Below are 17,201 nucleotides of genomic sequence, written 5' to 3'. Positions count from 1 at the left end.
GGACGGCGCGCCACCTGCCGTGGTACCTCGGGCGGTGCGGTTAGGGTCGCTGGCGTCGGTCGTCCCGTCCGGCGTTCGTCTGCGGAGGTGCCGCCGTGATCCGGATCGTCGTGGTCCTCGCGCTGGGTGCGGCGTTGTGGCGCAAGGTCTCGCGCAAGCGGCGCTACGCGCTCGGCGTCGTCACGACGGCGCTGTTGAGCATGGGCGGTGCGGTCCTCGGCGGTCTGCTCGGCGATCTGCTGGTCGACGGCTCCGGCGTCGCGCGGGACGCGGCCGCGGGGCTCGGGGCCGTGGGCGGCGCCATCCTGTTCGTCCTGGCCGGGGAGCTGGGGGCCCGGCACCGCAAGGGCTGGCCGCTGTTCGGCCCGGCCCCGGAGAAGCCGAAGCGCACGCTGCGCCGGCGCTGACTCCGGGTCAGACCTGGTTCGGGCGGCAGCGCGGGTCCTCGGCCACGTTGGTCCGGAACGTCGACAGGTGCGACCAGTCGAAGCCGGCCACGATCACCCCGGGATCGTGGAACTCCAGGGTCAGCAGGCGATCGCCGAGGACGAGGGCGATCCGGCGCAGGATGTGGCCGTCGGTCCAGACGGTGAGGTCGAGGGCGTCCGGGCGCGGCAGGGCCGGGACCCACGCCATGGCGGGCGCGGTCTCGGCCACCCGCACCTCGGGTCCGACGGTGACGTCGGCGCTGACGCGGATTCGCCGCCAGGGCTCGCCGTCGACCTCGTCCAGCCCGTCGTCGACCGCGTCGTTGAGGAACTCGACCGCGCCCAGGAACCACAGCGGTCCCGGCCGGTTCTCCGGGTCGACGGGCAGGTCGGCGAGCGTCAGTCCGGAGTTGCTCCCCCAGATGTTCGCGCCGATCTCGGTGACGGCGAACTCGCCGTAGTCGTACGCCGCCCCGGGCTGGTTCAGGTCGAGGATCCCGTGCGCCTCCAGCGGCTGCCCGGCCCCGGTCAACGTCCGGACGAACCGCGCCAACCGCCCCGTCGGCGGCTGCACCTGCGCGGGGTCCGGCTCCCGCCGGTAGACCAGCCGCGCCGTCCGCGCCGCGATCAGCCCCCGCCGCGCCCCGTGCACCGCCGCGAGCGGATCCTCCCCGCGCCGGCTCCGGACGATCTCCTCCACCCGGCGCAGCCTAAGGCGGGTGGGGTCGGCGATCGGCCCCGGACAGCGGAAGAGCCACCCGAAGGTGGCTCTGACCTGCGATTTCCCGGTCGGGCTGACAGGATTTGAACCTGCGACCCCTTGACCCCCAGTCAAGTGCGCTACCAAGCTGCGCTACAGCCCGAAGCCCGGCGAACCGAGCGCGATGACGGTATCGCATCGCCCTGCGGGAGCCGAACCCGATTCCCTCCTCAGCCACGCCGGAGGTGTCCGGGCCGCGGGAAGTCGGCGTGGATCTCGCTGCCGGAGCCGGGTGCTGGACTGCGTGCATCCGAGCCGAAGGGGTGCCGTGGACGCCCGACCAGCCGCACCGCGCGGGGCCGTTGCCAGGTCCTCTTCCTGGCGCGGCGTGCTGCAGGCGCTGGGGCTCGCCGCGACATCGGGCGCGGCGATTCGCTCCGCCCGCACCCACGCCGACCGTCTGGGCCTCGACTACCGCCACTTCAGCGGCGGACGCCGGTGGACCGATGCGGAGCTGTCCGACGCCGTCGCCGCCGCACGGACCTGGGGCGAGGTGGCGCGGGCGCTCGGTCTGGTCGGTGGGTCGAGCGAACGAACGCTGCGCGCCCACGCCGAACGGTTGGCGCTCGACGTCACGCATCTCGGCCCGGGGCAGGCGTCCCATGAGTTCTCGTCGCTGTGGCCGTCCGCGGATCCGGCGCACCTCGCCCGGGCCGGCGCGCACCTGGCGGCCGCGTGGTTCGCCTTGCGCGGCTGGGACGTCGCCTGGCCGACGGAGCCGTGCCGGTACGACCTGCTGGTCACGCGGGACGCGACCATGCTGCGGATCCAGGTGAAGACGACGACGGTGCGCGCCGGGTCGAGCTGGACCGTGTGGCTGTCGACGACCCGGAGGTCCCGGACCGTCTACGGCGCCGACGAGATCGACTTCTTCTTCGTCGTCGACGGTGACCGTCACTACTATGTGCTTCCCCTGGCGGCAGTCGGTGGACGTCACCAGATCCACCTGTCGGCCTACTCCGCCTACCGCGTCGACGACGATTGCCGAGGGTCCGGATGACGGACGCCGATCTGCACTTCTACTTCGACCCGGTCTGCCCGTTCGCGTGGCTGACCAGCACGTGGGTCCGGCAGGTGATCGCGGCGCGGGAGTACCGGGTCGAGTGGCGGTTGGTCTCGCTGCGGATCATGAACTCCCACCTCGACTATGCGAGCCACTTCCCGCCGGAGTACGAGGCGGGGCACAACGCGGGGCTGCGACTGCTCCGGGTGGCGGCGCGGGCGCGGCGGGAGCACGGGGCGGCGGCGCTGGACCCGCTGCAGGCCGCGATCGGCCAGGCCCTGATGGAGCGCCGGCCCTGGGCCGAGGACCTGCCGATGCTCGACCCGGCCCGGGAGGTCCCGTTCGTCGAGGGCATCCTCGCCGACGCAGGGCTGCCGCCGCAGCTCGCGGTCGCCCTGCACGACGAGTCCGAGGACGCCGAGATTCGGGCCGAGACCGAGGCGGCCCTGAGCCTGACCGGCCGGGACGTCGGGACGCCGATTCTCCACGTCGAGCCACCGGGCGGAAGCGCGTTCTTCGGCCCCGTCATCAGCCGGCGGCCCAGCGACGCCGAGGCCGTCGAACTCTGGGACCACGTCGTCGCCCTCGCGCGCTTCCCGGGCTTCTCGGAGTTCAAGCGGAGTCTGCGCGAGCGGCCCCAGCTCCGCGCCTTCGGTGTCGAGCCCGGCGAGGTGGGCCAGGTCGAGGACTGGCACGCCGGCAGCCGCCGCCTCAAGCGCTGAAACACCGGCAACGTCAGCGAGACCGCGCGCTATAGCGACCGATCCCGCTGACGTTGGGGGGTTTCAGCGGGACGCGCACGCGACGCAGGTCCGGGCGGTCGGGCGGGCCGTGAGGCGCGCGGGCGGGATGGCCTGCCCACACCGCTCGCACGTCCCGTAGGTGCCCGCGGCCACGCGCTCACGGGCGGCCGCGATCTCGGTCAGGTGCCGCTCGGCCGACTCGATGAGCGTCGCCGTGCGCGCGCGGTCGTAGGCCGTGGTGCCCTCGGGGTCGTGCTCGTCGTCGGTGGCGGTGTCGGCGCTGTCGACGATCTGGCCGAACTCGCGGCGCAGACCGGCCAGGCGCTCCCGGGTCTCGGTCTCCTCCGCGGCCAGGGCGTCGACGGGGTCGGCGTCGTCGGGGTTGATGTCGACGGGGTCGATGTCGCCGCTCAGCGCTTCCGCTTCTCCCGGACGCGGACCGAGATGTCGATCGGCGTCCCGACGAACCCGAACTCCTCGCGGAGCCGGCGCTCGATGAACCGGCGGTACCCGGCCTCGATGAACGCCGACGCGAACAGCACGAACCGCGGGGGCCGCGTCGCGGCCTGCGTCGCGAACAGGATGCGCGGCTGGCGCCCGCCCCGGATCGGGTGCGGGTGCGCGGCCACGAGCGTCCCGATGAAGCTGTTGAGCCGCCCGGTCGGGATGCGCTGGTCCCAGGACTCGAGCGCGGTCTCGATCGCCGGCACGAGCTTGTCGACGTGTCGGCCGGTCCGCGCCGCGATGTTCACCCGCGGCGCCCACGGGACGCGGACGAGGTCGCGCTCGATCTCGCGCTCGAGGTAGTACCGGCGTTCGTCGTCGAGCAGGTCCCACTTGTTGTACGCGATCACCAGCGCGCGCCCGGACTCGACGACCATCGAGAGAATCCGCGTGTCCTGCTCGGTGATCGACTCCTGCGCCTCGATCAGGACGACGGCGACCTCGGCCTTGTCCAGCGCGGCCGCCGTGCGCAGCGAGGCGAAGTACTCGTGCCCCGACGCCGTGTTGACCTTGCGCCGGATGCCGGCCGTGTCGACGAAGCGCCACGTCTTGCCGCCGAGCTCGATGAGCTCGTCGACGGGGTCGACGGTCGTCCCGGCCTTCGCGTCGACGACGACGCGGTGCTCCCCCGCCAGCTTGTTCAGCAGCGAGGACTTCCCGACGTTCGGCTTGCCCAGCAGGGCCACGCGCCGCGGGCCGCCGAGAATGCGGTGCCCGTGGGTCGGCTCGGTCGGCAGCGCCTCCATCGCGGCGTCGAGCAGGTCACCGGAACCGCGACCGTGCAGCGCCGAGACCGGGTACGGCTCCCCCAGGCCGAGCGACCACAGCATCGCCGCGTCCGCCTCGGTCGCCGGGCCGTCCACCTTGTTCGCGGCCAGCACGACGGGCTTGCGCGCCGCGCGCAGGATCTTCACCACGGCCTCGTCGTGGTCGGTCGCGCCCACCGTCGCGTCGACGACGAACAGCACGGCGTCCGCGAGCGCCACGGCCCGCTCGGCCTGCGCGGTGATCGACGCCCGCAGACCCTCGCCCTCGGGATCCCAGCCGCCCGTGTCGAGCACCGTGAACCGCCGGCCGTTCCAGTTCGCCTCGTACGCGACGCGGTCGCGCGTCACACCCGGGGTGTCCTCGGTGACCGCCTCGCGGCGCCCGATGATCCGGTTGACCAGGGTCGACTTGCCGACGTTCGGCCGCCCGACGACCGCGAGGACCGGAAGCAGCTCGCCCTCGTCGTCGGTCCAGGCGTCCCCCTCGTAGGCGGGCACCTCGTCGCCGACGAACTCGTCCTCGTCGAAGGAGCTCTCGTCGAACGCCTCGCCGTACTCGGCCTCGTGCTCAGCGTCGATCTGGTTGTCGTACACGTCGTCGGACTCGGCCTCGGTGACGCCGGTGTTTCGGTCGTCTCCCGGGTCGAGCCGGGATTCCGGACCGCCATTCACACGCCTCACAGTAGTCGGCGCGGCGGCGGCCCGGTCCCGCCCCGTCAGCCGCCCGTGATGTGCTTCACGACCGCGGCCAGCTCCGCGGACGGCGAGAAGTCGACGTAGGCGCAGTCCGTGAGCGCGAACGGCGTGTGCCCGGGGCCCCAGTAGAAGGCCTGACCCGCCTCGTACGTCTGGTCGCCGCCGGGCACGCGCATCAGCAGGCGGCCCTCGAGCATGTAGCCCCAGTGGGGGCACGGGCAGGAATCGTCGGGCAGGCCGACGAAGGCGGGCCCGAGATCGGTGCCCTGCCGAAGCCGGAAGAACCCGACGGTCATGTCCCCGGCCTCGGCGGCGCGGACCTCGATGCCCTCGTTCTCCAGGGCGACGGGCAAGGATTCTGCGGTGTAGGCCTGCATGGCGTGCTCCTCGGGAAGTGCGGTGGCTGACACCGAGGACGGTCGCGCGGCGGCGTTCCTCAAACGTTCCCAGCGGCGGACCCGGCGGACCCGGCGGCCAGCGCCGCGCAGCGCTCGGCGTCGAGGGGCTGGCCGGTCTCGGCGAACCGCCGCGCGGCCTCGGCGAAGTGAGCCGCTGCCGGCTCGCGCCGCGCCTGCGCGGCATGGCCGCGTACCTCGGCGCGGGCGGCGTACCAGCCGGGCAGGCGCATGACGACGTCGGCGAGGAAGTCGACGGCCGGCTCCCATCGCTCCAGCAGCGCCAGGTCGCGGGCCCGGGCCGCGGCGATCGCCGCCGGGACCGCGAGCGTGATCCGGCAGCCCGGACAGGTCTCCAGCGGCCCCTGCACGGAAGCCTCCGCGTCGAGCAGCACCGTCAGCGCGGCGTCCGGGTCGCGCGCCGCGGCGATGCGTGTCCCGTAGATCCGGTCGAGCAGGTGGAACCCGACGTCCGAGTCCCGCGCCACCGCCAACGCCTCGTCCAGCAGGGCCTCGGCCTCGTCGACGCGCTCGCGGTACAGCGCCAGTTCCGCGAGCCGCTCGAGGGCGAGCGCCTCGCCGACCGCACCCCCGAGCCCCCGGCTGAGCCGTATGGCCGCCCCCAGATCGGTCGCCGCCTCGTCGAGTCGGCCGGAGAGCAGCTCCGCCTCCCCGCGCAGCGTCACCGCGTAGGCCCGCCCCCTTGCCGCGCCGAGCCGCTGCGCCTCGGCCTCGAACCGGTCGGCGAACGCGATCACGTCGGGGTACGGCGCCGACCCGTAGAGCAGCCGCTGGCTGATGCACAGGTGCCCGTCGAAGACGTTGACCGCGAGCTCGGGCAGCGCGGCCGTGTCGAGCAGGTCTGTCCAGACGCTGTTGCGCAGGTCCCCGCGCGCGTGCGCGGCCGCGGCCTGGGCCCACGACGCGATGACGAGTGTCGCCGAGTCACCGGACTGCAGCGCGAGGCGTCGGCTCTCGGCTGCCTTCGTCGTGCCGACATCCGGCGGCGCAAATCCGAGCACCGCGGCACCGGCCCACGCGAGCGCCTCGGCCATCCGGCCGCCGACCGTCACCGGCGCGATTCCGTCGAGCACCTTGAGAGCTGACGGAGGGTCACCTCGCTTGACGAGGGCGAGCGCCTGCTGTGCGCGGATCTCCTGCGCCCGCGGGTCCCCCGCGGCCTCGGCCGCGCGCGCGTAGGCCTCCGGGGCACCCGGGTCGCCCAGTGCGTCAAGCGCCTCCGCGCGGAGGACCAGACCGTCGGGGTGCGCGGGTGCGTGCTCGACGAGCGTGTCCAGGTGTCGTAGCGCCTCGGCGAAGGCGCCGACCTTCACGGCCCGCCGGGCGGCGTCGAGCAGCCAGGGGATCGCGTCCTCCGGGCGCTCCCCCAGCAGCCAGTGCCGGGCGACCGCCGCCGGCTCGGCGCCCGTGTCCGCAAGGCGTCGCGCCGCGTCGCGGTGCACCGCGACGCGGTGGTGCGGCGGCACCTGTTCGATCAACGCCGTCCGGACCAGGTCGTGCCGGAACCGGTAGCGCGTCCCCGTCACGACCAGCGCCCCGGCCGCGAGGCCGGCGTCCAGCAGCGCGAACGCGTCGCTCTCGCCGAGACCGGTCATGGCGAGCACGCCGTTCACGTCGAGGTCCTCGCCCGCGACGGCGAGGCGTCGGAGCATCGCGACCGTCGAGGAGTCCAGGTCGAGGAAGCGGGCGGTCACCACGTCCCAGACGGATCGCGGGACGCCGGCGGCCGGTGTACGCAACAGTTCGAGGGCGAAGAACGGATTGCCCTGGGCCATCTCGACCACGGCCGCCACCCGGTCCGGCGGAGCGTCGCCGGCCAGCGCCACCAAATCCTCCGGCGGAAGCGGTCCGAGCTCGAGGACGTCGGCGCGCTCCGCGTGCGCCAGCCCCGCCACGCCCGTGGTCAGGCCCGGCCGCGCCGCCTCGGCCCGGTAGGCCAGGACGACGAGCAGCGGCCGCGCGCCGCGCGTCCGCGCCAGCTGGACGCAGGCCTCGACGGTCCCGTCGTCGGCCAGGTGGGCGTCGTCGACGATCAGCACGGCGCCGGTCCGCGGACCGCTCATCAGGACCCGGTGGGCCGCACCGATCACCATGTGCCGGGTGACGCCCGCGGGCGGTGGCGGCGCCGGGGCAGCGACCTCCGTCAGTTCGGCCAGCGTGGAGCGCACCTGCACCGTCACCGTGTCGAGCAGGTGGCGGTCGGCGGTGACCACGGCCTCGAGCGCCTCGACCAGCGGGCCGTAGGCGCCGCAGCCGGCTCGGGCGGCGACGGCGACGGTCTGCCAGCCGCGCTCGGCGGCGATCGACTGCACCTCACGGCACAGCGCTGTCTTGCCGATCCCGGCCTCGCCGCGGACCGCGACCAGGCCGGACCCCCGGTCGGCGGCCGTCGCCAACGCACGCTCGACGGTCGCCAGCTCGACCTGGCGCCCGGAAAACGCCGGCCGCTCCGGCGCGAGTCCCTGGACGCAGCGGTCGTAGAGGGCGACGCTCTCGGCGTCCGGCCGCAGGCCGAGCTCGCGGGCGAGGGCGGCACGCAGCCGCCCGTACCAGCGCAGGGCGGCGTGCCGGTTCCCCGCGGCGAGCGCCGCGCGCATCAGCTCCCGGTACGCCTGCTCGTCGGCGGGGTCGGCCTCGACGACCGCTTCCCACGCCCCCGCCCGCCGGAGCAGGGCGACGCGGAGGCGGGTGACGTGCTCCCGGCGGGCCGCGACCCAGTCCTCGTACCGCGCATCGGGCAGCAGTTCACGGTCCGCCAGCTCGGCCGCCGCGGCACAGGCCGCGGGATCGGCCGTGGCGAGTGCCGCCGCGGCCGCCCGTTCGAACTCGTCGAGGTCGGTCTCGACCGTGGATCCGGCGAAGAGCGTCACCCGCCCACCGGCCAGGACGACCGCGTCGTCCCGCCCGAGCACCTGCCGGGCGTGGTGGGCCGCCTTGCGGAGCTGGGCGGCGGCCGCCTCCGGCTCCAGGGCCGGCCACAACGCGTCGAGTACCTGGTCGCGCAGGAGCGTCCGGCGCTCGGCGAGCGCGAGCAGCGCGACGAGTTCGGCCGGGCGTCGTCCGGGCCAGGCGTCGATCTCACGTCCGTCGACGAGGACGCGCAGACCGCCCAGCAACGAGATGCGGACGGTCATGCCGCCTCCGTCAGGACGTGCCGCTCACCGGCTGCAGCAGCGTACGGCGGACCTGCTCCAGAACGGCAGCCACGACGCCGTCCTTGTCGAGCGTGGTGGTGTCGAGCAGCACCGCGTCGGGGGCCTGGGTGAGCGGCGAGGCGGCGCGGGAGGAGTCGAGTCGGTCGCGGCGCGCCATGTCGGCGTGCATCTCGGAGACCGTCGCGTTCTCGCCGGTGTCGAGGATCTCGCGGGTGCGGCGGCTGGCGCGGGCGTCCGCGGAGGCGGTGAGGAACATCTTCACCGGGGCCTCGGGGGCGACGACGGTGCCGATGTCCCGGCCCTCGACGACGATCCCCTGCCCCTGCTCCAGCGTCCCGGCGATGATCTGCTGCTGCATCGCGACCAGGCGGGCGCGGACGGCCGGCACGGCGCTGACCGCGCTCACGGCTCCGGTGACCTCACGGCCCCGGATCGGGGCGGAGACGTCGGTGCCGTCGACCCGAATGGACGGGGCGGCCGGGTCGGTCCCGATCAGCAGTTCGGGCTTGCCGGCCAGGGCGCCGACGGTCTCGGCGTCGGCGACGTCCACGCCCTCACGGAGCATCCACCAGGTGATCGCCCGGTACATGGCGCCGGTGTCGAGGTACCGGAATCCGAGGGTCGCGGCGACCTCACGGGAGACGCTGGACTTGCCGGACCCCGAAGGTCCGTCCATCGCGAGCACGATCGGCGCGGTCTCCACGGGTGACCATCCTACCTCTAAATCGGCGTTGACCTGCGAAAACGACCTTGTGACGCTCACCAATGCACGGTCCAACCGCGCGAGCGCAGCTCCGCGACCAGCGGTTCCGCCCGATCCGGCCGCACCGCGATGCGCGCCAGACCCACCGGCTGACCCGGCGAGTGCTCGATCTCGAGGTCCTCGATGTTGAAGTCCGCGTCACCGACGTCGGTCATCAATCGCGCCAGCTCGCGCGGCCGGTCGGGCACCAGGACCGGTACCCAGGTGTACTTCGCGGGTTCCCCGCCGTGCTTGCCGGGCAGCCGCGCCCGGCCCGCGTTCCCGGCCTGCAGCGCGGCGGTCACGGGCGAGACGTCTCCCGCCCGCAGCGCCGACCGGACCGCCTCCAGGTCCCGCGCGACGCCGTCGAGAACGTCCGCCACCGCGGTCGCGTTGCCGCCGAGGATCTCGGTCCACAGCGCCGGGTCCGAGGCCGCGATGCGCGTGACGTCGCGGACACCCTGCCCGGCCAGCTGGACGGCGTCCTCCGGGGCGTCGACCAGCCGGGCGCCGACCAGGCTCGCCAGCACCTGCGGCGCGTGCGAGACCAGCGCGACGGCGCGGTCGTGCGCCTCGGGGTCCATGACGACGGCGTTGGCGCGGCAGAGCCGGATCAGCTCCCGCACGGCCGCCACGGCCTCCGGCGCGCTGTCCGTCGACGGCGTCAGCACCCAGGGCCGGCCCTCGAACAGGTCGCCCCGGGCCGCCGTCGGCCCGGAGCGCTCGCTGCCCGCCAGCGGGTGGCCGCCGACGAAGGTCGTCGCGTCCGCGCCGGCGCTTTCCAGGGCGCGCTGCAGGCCGCTCTTCGTCGAGGCGAGGTCGGTGTAGGCGCGCGCGGCGCCGCGGCGCTGCAGGTCGGCCAGGACGGTGGGCACGGCCGCCGGCGGGGCGCCGATCACGGCCAGGTCGGCCGGGGGCGTGTCCGGACCCGCGACGATGCCGGCCCCGAAGGCAGCGGCCATCTCCGCGACCGCGGGGTCCCGGTCGGTCAGGTGCACCTCGACGCCGTGGCCGCGCAGGGCGAGGGCCACCGAGGTGCCCATCAGCCCCGTCCCGACCACCAGGACGCTGCCCAGGGCCGGGAGCTCGCTCACGGAACCCGGCTCACTGGGCGATGTCCTTGCGCAGCGCCACCGCACCGCGCAGGTACACGTGCGAGATCTCGGCCTTCGTCAGCTCGGTCTCCGCGTGCGCGAGCAGCCGGATCACCCGCGGCATCGCCCCGGCGATCTCGAGCTCCTGCGCGCACAGCAGCGGCACGTCGGTGATCCCGATGTCCCGCGCCCCGACCGCGGGGAACTCCGAGTGCAGGTCCGGCGTCGCCGTGAACACGATGCTGATCAGGTCGTCGACGGCCAGCTTGTTCCGCTCGAGCACCGCCCCGACCAGCTCCGCCACCGACGCGAGCATGTGCTCCCGCTCGTCGGAGTCCAGCTGCACCGCACCGCGGATCGCCCGCACCGCCACGTTCTAACCTCTCCTCGCCGCCGCCGGCTCATCTTCTGCTGCGTGGCGCGCCCATCCCGGGTCCGCGAAGGGCGCGCCACGCCGGAGAAGACGGCCGGGGAAACCCTAGCTGCGCGGACGCTTCGGCCGGGGTGCGGCCTTCTTCGCGGGAGTCTGTTTGGCGGCGGTCCTCTTCGCGGGAGCTTTCTTTGCGGGTGCCTTCTTTGCGGGTGCCTGCTTCGCCGCGGCCTTGCGTTCCGCGGCCGCCTTGCGGACCGACGGGGCCCCGACGTTCTTCTTCGCCGGGTCGGGCCGCTTGCCACCTCGCTTCGCGGCGGGCTTGGCGGCTGTCTTCCCGGCGACCTTCGCCGGGGGCTTGCGGGACTTGTCGGTCGACTCGGAGGCCGTGAGCAGCGCTGAGACCTCGTGCGTGGTGAGGTGGCGCATCCGGCCCGGGGCGAGGTTGCCCATGTTGACCGGGCCGATCTGGACGCGGACCAGCCGCGACACCGGGTGCCCGACGGCCTCCAGCATCCGGCGCACGATGTGGGTACGGCCCTCGTGGATCTCGATCTCCACCTGCGCCCGCCCGCCGACCAGGCCGATCTGGCGGAACTTGTCGGCGCGCGCGATGCCGTCCTCGAGCTCGACCCCGCCCTTCAGTGTCCGGCTGAGGTCGCGCGGCAGCGGGCCGGGCACGTCGGCGAAGTAGATCTTCGTGACGCCGTACCGCGGGTGCGACAGGCGGTTCGCCAGCTCGCCGTCGTTCGTCAGGAGGATCAGACCCTCGGTGTCGGTGTCGAGGCGCCCGACGTGAAAGAGCCGTTCCTTGCGGTCGCGGACGTAGTCCCCGACGCACGGGCGACCCTCCGGGTCGCTCATCGTCGACACGACGCCCTTGGGCTTGTTCAGCACCAGGTACGTCATGCCCGAGCGCGTCGGCAGCCGCGAGCCGTCGACGCGGATGATCGCCGTGTCCGGGTCCACGCGGGTTCCGAGCTCGGTGACGATCCGCCCGTCGACCTCCACCCGGCCCGCGGCGATCAGGTCCTCGCAGGCGCGGCGGCTCCCGAGCCCCGCGGCCGCGAGCACCTTCTGCAGGCGGACCGGCATGCCCTCGGCGGTGGGGTCGTCGGCGGTGTCGACGTCGTCGTTGTCGTTGATGTTGTCGTTGATGTTGTCGTTGATGTCGTCGTCCACTAGGAGCTCGGGAGGTCGAGGTCGCCCTCGAGAGAGGTGAGGTCGGGCAGCAGCGGCGCGAGCGGCGGCAGCTCGTCGAGCGAGTTCAGCCCGAGCTTCTCGAGAAACAGGTTCGTGGTCCGGTACAGCGTCGCGCCGCTCTCGGGCTCGGCCCCGGCCTCCTCGACCAGGCCGCGCGCGAGGAGCGTCCGCATGACGCCGTCGACGTTGACGCCCCGCACCGCGGACACCCGCGACCGGCTGACCGGCTGCCGGTACGCCACGACCGCGAGGGTCTCCAGCGCCGCCTGCGTCAGGCGCGTCTGCTGGCCGTCGCGGACGAACCGCTCGACGACCGGCGCGCACTCTTCCCGCGTGTAGAACCGCCAACCGCCGGCGACCTCACGCAGCGCGATCCCCCGGCCCTCGGCGGCGTACTCCTCCGCCAGGGACCGCAGGCACTCCTCGACCTCCGTCGGGGGCCGCTCGCACACCTGGGCCAGCATCGTCGCGTCCACCGGGGTGTCGACGACCAGCATCACGGCCTCGATCGCCGCCCGCAGCGACGGCCCCTCCGGGCTCCCGACTCCCCCGGCCGGCAGCTCGTCGTCGCCCTCGGTGGAGATGTCATCTCCAACGGTGGTCTCGACGGCCTCCTCGGCCTCGATGTGGGTGTCGATGCTCATGACCCCTCCTGTGCTGAGGCGCCCGGTTGGGTGGGGCCCGGCTGGTGCGGAATGGCGGGTGCCTCGTCGAACTCGTCGGTGACCTCGACCTCGGCGTCGTCGGTCCCGGTCCAGCGGACGTGGAGCTCCCCCAGCGGCGTCAGCTGCTCGAACCCGACCACCTGCTCGCGGTAGAGCTCGAGCAGGGCGAGGAAGCGGGCGACCTTGGTCAGGGTGTCGGGCGCGTCGGCGACGAGCGCGCGGAACGTGGACGCCCCGGAGTGGCGCAGGCGCTCGACCAGCACCGCGGCCTGCTCGCGGACGCTCACCTTGGGCATGTGCAGGTGCGCGATCGAGACGACCGGCTCCGGCTTGGGCTCCATCGCCTTCATCGCGAGCGCGGCGAACTCCTGCGGGCCCAGGCCGATCAGGACCTCAGGCAGCAGAGAGGCGAACGGCTCCTCCAGCCCCACGGTCCGGGGGTAGCGCCGGGACTCCAGCGCCATCCAGCTCTCGAAGCGGGACGCGACCTGCTTGTAGGCCTTGTACTGCAGCAGCCGCGCGAACAGCAGGTCGCGGGCCTCCAGCAGCGCGAGGTCCTCCTCGTCGTCGATCTCGCCCGCGGGCAGCAGCCGGGCCGCCTTGAGGTCGAGCAGCGTCGCCGCGACGACGAGGAACTCGCTGGTCTCGCCCAGGTCCCACTCGGAGCCCTGGGCGCGGATGTAGGCGATGAACTCGTCGGTGACCTTCGCCAGCGCGATCTCGGTGATGTCGAGCTTGTGCTTGGCGATCAGGTTCAGCAGGAGGTCGAAGGGTCCCTCGAAGACTCCGAGGTGGACCTGGAACTTGCCGTCGCCCTCGCGGGCGGCGTCCAGTTCCGTCTCAGGAACCTCATCCGACGCAGGGACCGCCTCGGGGGCCTCGAGACCGGGATCGAGTCCGGGATCGAGGGCGGAGTCCACCGGGGAACCTTAACCGACGCCGGGGCCGGCGCCGTCAGCGGCGATGCGTGGTCCGTTCCCCCTGGGGCCGGGCGAGGAGCTCCCGGGCCAGCTGGCGGTAGGCCTTGGCGCCCGTCGAGGACGACGCGTAGGTGGTGATCGGCTCGCCGGCGACCGTGGTCTCCGGGAATCTGACGGTCCGTCCGATCACCGAGTGGAACACGCCGTCGTCGAAGGCCTCCACGACGCGGCTGAGGACCTCACGGCCGTGGACGGTCCGCGAGTCGTACATCGTCGCGAGGATGCCCTCCAGGCGCAGGTCCGGGTTGAGCCGCTCCTGCACCTTGGCGATCGTGTCCGTGAGCAGCGCCACGCCGCGGAGTGCGAAGTACTCGCACTCCAGCGGGATGATCACCGAGTGCGCCGCGGTGAGGGCATTCAGGGTGAGCAGGCCCAGCGACGGCTGGCAGTCGATGATCATGACGTCGTAGTCGGCCATCGCCGGCTGCAGCGCCCGGTACAGGCTCTGCTCCCGCGCGACCTCGTTGACCAGCTGGACCTCGGCCGCGGCCAGGTCGATGTTGCAGGGCAGCAGGTCCAGGCCGTCGACGTTCGTCTTGAGCAGGACGTCCTCGAGGCGCGTCCCGCGCTCCATGAGCAGGTTGTAGATCGTCACGTCGAGTTCGTGGGGGTTGATCCCCAGACCGACGGAGAGCGCACCCTGCGGGTCGAAGTCGACGAGCAGGACGCGGCGGCCGTACTCGGCCAGCGCGGCGCCCAGGTTGATGCTCGACGTGGTCTTGCCGACCCCGCCCTTCTGGTTGCACATGGCGATGACGGTGGCCGGGCCGTGGTGCTCCAGCGGCGGCGGCTCCGGGAAGTGCGGCAGCGGACGGCCCGTCGGGCCGAGCTTGCCGGCTGACTTGCTCGGCTCGGCGGCCTCGGTCGGCTCGGCGGTCACGGTCGGCGCCGCGTGGGTCGACTCGACGCCGAAGACCGGGTCCTCGGCGAGGGCCTCCTGGTCGACGTGACTCGACGGACGGTTCGGGGACCAGCGGTCCTTGGGGACCACGGCCCGTGCCGTCGGCAGGGGCGGGAACGACTCGTCGGCCCGTGCGGTGGCGGCGAATCGCGATCCGAACTTCTCCGTCATGTGCTGCCGACTTTCTCCGCGAGGGCACTGGTCGTCCCGTTCAGGGTCCACCACTGCAGGTGCAGTTCCGCGGCACCGGCGCGGCGTGTCGCGAGGGTCCTTGACAACGTCCTCGCATTGTGTTGCCGGTGGGGCTGATGTTACTCGAGTGACGATTCAGCGGGCCCGCGGGTGGGAGCTGGCGTAGACCTCGCGGAGGCGGTCGACGGTCACCAACGTGTACAGCTGGGTGGTCGCTACCGAGGCGTGCCCGAGCAGTTCCTGGACGACGCGGACGTCGGCGCCGCCGTCGAGCAGATGCGTCGCGAACGAGTGCCGCAGGGTGTGCGGCGAGACCTCGACGTCCAGCCCCGCCGCCTTCGCCGCGGCGGCGAGGACGGCCCACGCGCTCTGCCGCGAGAGCCGCCCGCCGCGGGCATTGAGGAAGACCGCCGGGATGCCCTTCCCGGCCGCGTTCAGCACCGGCCGACCCTGGACGAGGTACCGGTCCAGCGCCGCCAGGGCGTAGCTGCCGAGCGGCACGATCCGCTCCTTGCCGCCCTTGCCGAGCAGACGGACCGTGCGTGAGTCCAGGTCGAGGTCGTCGACGTCGAGCCCGACCGCCTCGGAGATCCGCGCCCCGGTGCCGTAGAGCAGTTCGAGCAGGGCCGAGTCCCGCGTCGTCAGTTCGGTGCGCGCGCCCTTGCCCGCCGCCTCGATCAGCGCCTGCACGGCCTCGAGCGGGATCGCCTTGGGCAGCCGCTGCGGACGCTTCGGCGGACGGACCGGCCGGGCCGGGTCGACCGTCGCCATCCCCTCCCGCACCACGAACTTGTGGAAGCCGCGAACGGCGATGACCGCCCGCGCCGCCGAGCTCGCCGACAGCGGCGGGTGCTCCTCGTCGCCCTGACGCAGCCGGGCGAGGAAGTCACTGACGTCCGACTCGGTGACCGCGGCGACGTCCGCGATCCCCCGGTCGTGCAGGACCGTCGCATAGCGGTTCAGGTCGCGGCGGTAGGACAGCAGTGTGTTCTGCGCCAGGCCGCGCTCGACCGCGAGATGGTCGAGGTAGCCCCGCAGCGCCAGCCCGACCTCGGTAGTCATGGGAGACAGGACTACCGGGTCGGACTGACATAACCACTGCGGCGCGCCGGTGTGAGCGCTCCCGTGTCAGCTCCGGGGTCAGCTCCGGGGTCAGCGCTCGGAGCGCCCGTCGACGACGTCGCGACCCGCGCCGCCGATGAGCTGGTCGCGGCCCTTGCCGCCGTAGAGGACGTCGGCTCCCTTACAGCCGCGGAGCACATCACGGCCTCGGTCGCCGCGCAGGACGTCGTCGCCGCGCCCGCCGATCAGCGTGTCGTTCCCCGCGCCGCCGTCGACGACGTCGTGCCCGGACCCGCCCCGGACCGTGTCGTTGCCCCCGTAGCCGTAGATGACGTCGTTGCCGCCCTTGCCGTCGATCACGTCGCCGAACCTGGAGCCGCAGATCACGTCGTCCCCGGGGGTGCCGACGATGGTGCGCGGGCCGGTGGCCTTGCGCTGGTCGAGCGCCCCGGAGCAGCCCGGGCCGCTGCTCGACCCGCCGGGTCCGGCGGGCCCGGCCGGGCCCTGCGGACCGGCCGGTCCGGCCGGCCCGGCCGGACCGGTGTCGCCCTTGTCGCCCTTCGGTCCCTCGAGGGACGCGGCGCGATAGGCGATCCGGACGACGCCGTTGCCGGCCCGCACGCCCGAGTCGTTCTGCGCGGAGCCGAGCTCGGCGATCGGGGCGACGTAGCCACTGCCGCCGGCACCGCCACCACTGCCCAGGAAGTCGGACGCGCCGCCACCGCCGCCCGCGAACCCGGCGCCGCCACCGCCGCCGCCGGTGGCGCCGAGGAGGGCGTTGGCGCCGGGACCGCCGAACTCATCCGTGCCGGACCCGCACGGGGGTAACCCCACGCCGCCGGCGCCGCCGAAGGGGCTGCCCGCCGTGCCGCCCTGCGCGGCGCCGATCGCCCCGGGCGCCGACCCGTTCGCGCCGGCACTGCCCCCGCCGGCGCCTCCGTCGACGGCGCTCCCGCCGCCGCCACCCCCGCCGACCACGATGCGGTCGGTCGCCGCCGTGCCGCCGAGCCGCACGTCGGAGGCGCCGCCCCCGCCGCCGCCGCCGAATTCGAGGAAGCCGTAGCCGCCGGTCCCGCCGCCGTTGAGACCGCCGGGAGACCCGACGCCGTTCACTCCGTTGCCGCCCGCTCCCCCGACCCGGACGTGCAGAACGGTGTTCGGGGCGACGGCGAAGATGCCCGCGCTCAACCCGCCCAGTCCGCCGGCCGTGGCCGCGCCGCCCGGGGCAGCGCTGCTGCCACCCTGCGCCCCGGCGGCCGTGATCTGGACACTGGTGACGCCGGCGGGAACGACGAACTCGTAGTCGGCCACCGTTGGATCGGTGTAGACGCAGGTGATGAGGCCGTACAGGTCCGTCGTGCTGCAGGCGCCCGCGGTCGCGGCGTGCGCGCTGGGCGCCGCGACGGCGAGGCCGCCGGCGGCCAGGGCGAAGACGGCCGCGATGCCGCGGGCGGTGTTCAGGCGTGCGGAAGTTCGTGAGGTGTCCATGACGACCCTTCGGCCGCCCGCCGCCGCAGCTG

General features: G+C 73.8%; 16 protein-coding genes, 1 tRNA gene and 1 pseudogene. 3 read left to right on the top strand and 15 right to left on the bottom strand.

The features are described from left to right. The first annotated feature begins 95 nt into the window (after window positions 1-95). The gene (locus SPOPO_RS0121330) at window positions 96-407 is read left to right on the top strand and encodes a hypothetical protein (RefSeq protein ID WP_019877111.1); all 312 of its coding nucleotides are present in this window, start codon (window positions 96-98) and stop codon (window positions 405-407) included. 7 nt (window positions 408-414) lie between these two features. Here SPOPO_RS0121330 and SPOPO_RS0121325 read toward each other — a convergent pair whose 3' ends face one another. Both SPOPO_RS0121325 and SPOPO_RS0121320 read right to left on the bottom strand, forming a co-directional pair. Then, the gene (locus SPOPO_RS0121325; protein ID WP_019877110.1) at window positions 415-1,128 is read right to left on the bottom strand and encodes a hypothetical protein; all 714 of its coding nucleotides are present in this window, start codon (window positions 1,126-1,128) and stop codon (window positions 415-417) included. An 89-nt stretch (window positions 1,129-1,217) separates the two neighbouring features. Next, window positions 1,218-1,291, bottom strand: a tRNA-Pro gene (locus SPOPO_RS0121320). A gap of 225 nt (window positions 1,292-1,516) precedes the next feature. On the opposite strand from SPOPO_RS0121320, the gene SPOPO_RS0121315 reads away from it, so the two are divergent. After that, the gene (locus SPOPO_RS0121315; RefSeq protein ID WP_019877109.1) at window positions 1,517-2,188 is read left to right on the top strand and encodes a group I intron-associated PD-(D/E)XK endonuclease; all 672 of its coding nucleotides are present in this window, start codon (window positions 1,517-1,519) and stop codon (window positions 2,186-2,188) included. Then, window positions 2,185-2,913 (top strand): mycothiol-dependent nitroreductase Rv2466c family protein, encoded by a 729-nt coding sequence (locus tag SPOPO_RS0121310; protein WP_019877108.1) that lies wholly within the window; start codon window positions 2,185-2,187, stop codon window positions 2,911-2,913. The genes SPOPO_RS0121315 and SPOPO_RS0121310 overlap by 4 nt, the downstream gene beginning before the upstream one ends. 63 nt (window positions 2,914-2,976) lie before the next feature. Here the strand turns inward: SPOPO_RS0121310 and SPOPO_RS36085 are convergent, their stop codons facing one another. The 13 genes and pseudogenes from SPOPO_RS36085 to SPOPO_RS33125 form a co-directional block, all read right to left on the bottom strand. Continuing rightward, a complete protein-coding gene (locus tag SPOPO_RS36085; RefSeq protein WP_211210939.1) occupies window positions 2,977-3,087 on the bottom strand; it encodes a TraR/DksA C4-type zinc finger protein in 111 nt (36 codons plus the stop codon). 257 nt (window positions 3,088-3,344) lie between these two features. Continuing rightward, entirely contained in the window at window positions 3,345-4,799 is a 1,455-nt protein-coding gene (gene der, locus SPOPO_RS0121305) for a ribosome biogenesis GTPase Der (protein WP_028984995.1), read from the bottom strand. 122 nt (window positions 4,800-4,921) lie between these two features. After that, on the bottom strand, window positions 4,922-5,311 hold the full coding sequence (locus tag SPOPO_RS0121300; RefSeq protein WP_211211097.1) for a cupin domain-containing protein: 390 nt from the start codon (window positions 5,309-5,311) through the stop codon (window positions 4,922-4,924). Window positions 5,312-5,337: 26 nt separating this feature from the next. Beyond that, entirely contained in the window at window positions 5,338-8,451 is a 3,114-nt protein-coding gene (locus SPOPO_RS0121295; protein ID WP_019877103.1) for an ATP-binding protein, read from the bottom strand. Window positions 8,452-8,461: 10 nt separating this feature from the next. Then, on the bottom strand, window positions 8,462-9,148 hold the full coding sequence (cmk, locus tag SPOPO_RS0121290; protein WP_051098677.1) for a (d)CMP kinase: 687 nt from the start codon (window positions 9,146-9,148) through the stop codon (window positions 8,462-8,464). 83 nt (window positions 9,149-9,231) lie between these two features. Then, complete coding sequence (locus SPOPO_RS0121285; protein WP_019877101.1) at window positions 9,232-10,308, bottom strand: prephenate dehydrogenase; 1,077 nt, start codon at window positions 10,306-10,308, stop codon at window positions 9,232-9,234. 10 nt (window positions 10,309-10,318) lie between these two features. Beyond that, window positions 10,319-10,681, bottom strand: coding sequence for a chorismate mutase (aroH, locus tag SPOPO_RS0121280; RefSeq protein ID WP_019877100.1), 363 nt, complete (start codon window positions 10,679-10,681; stop codon window positions 10,319-10,321). A 105-nt stretch (window positions 10,682-10,786) separates the two neighbouring features. Further along, window positions 10,787-11,860 carry a pseudouridine synthase gene (locus tag SPOPO_RS30955; protein ID WP_019877098.1) on the bottom strand — a complete coding sequence of 358 codons (1,074 nt, stop codon included), beginning with the start codon at window positions 11,858-11,860 and terminating at the stop codon, window positions 10,787-10,789. Then, entirely contained in the window at window positions 11,860-12,525 is a 666-nt protein-coding gene (gene scpB / locus SPOPO_RS0121270) for an SMC-Scp complex subunit ScpB (protein ID WP_019877097.1), read from the bottom strand. Before scpB ends, SPOPO_RS30955 begins: the two co-directional genes overlap by 1 nt. Then, complete coding sequence (locus SPOPO_RS30950; protein WP_019877095.1) at window positions 12,522-13,466, bottom strand: segregation and condensation protein A; 945 nt, start codon at window positions 13,464-13,466, stop codon at window positions 12,522-12,524. The genes scpB and SPOPO_RS30950 overlap by 4 nt, the downstream gene beginning before the upstream one ends. 34 nt (window positions 13,467-13,500) lie before the next feature. Further along, window positions 13,501-14,358, bottom strand: a pseudogene (locus SPOPO_RS30945) (ParA family protein); the annotation flags it as partial. Between the two features lie 396 nt (window positions 14,359-14,754). After that, a complete protein-coding gene (gene xerD, locus SPOPO_RS0121255; RefSeq protein ID WP_019877093.1) occupies window positions 14,755-15,681 on the bottom strand; it encodes a site-specific tyrosine recombinase XerD in 927 nt (308 codons plus the stop codon). 90 nt (window positions 15,682-15,771) lie between these two features. Then, window positions 15,772-17,169, bottom strand: a complete 1,398-nt coding sequence (locus SPOPO_RS33125) for a calcium-binding protein (RefSeq protein WP_019877092.1) — start codon at window positions 17,167-17,169, stop codon at window positions 15,772-15,774. Between the last annotated feature and the right edge of the window lie 32 nt (window positions 17,170-17,201).

The sequence above is a fragment of the Sporichthya polymorpha DSM 43042 genome, from assembly GCF_000384115.1.
GTDB lineage: Bacteria > Actinomycetota > Actinomycetes > Sporichthyales > Sporichthyaceae > Sporichthya > Sporichthya polymorpha.
Note: the sequence above shows the minus strand (reverse complement) of the source record. Positions and strands in the feature narration are given on the sequence as shown.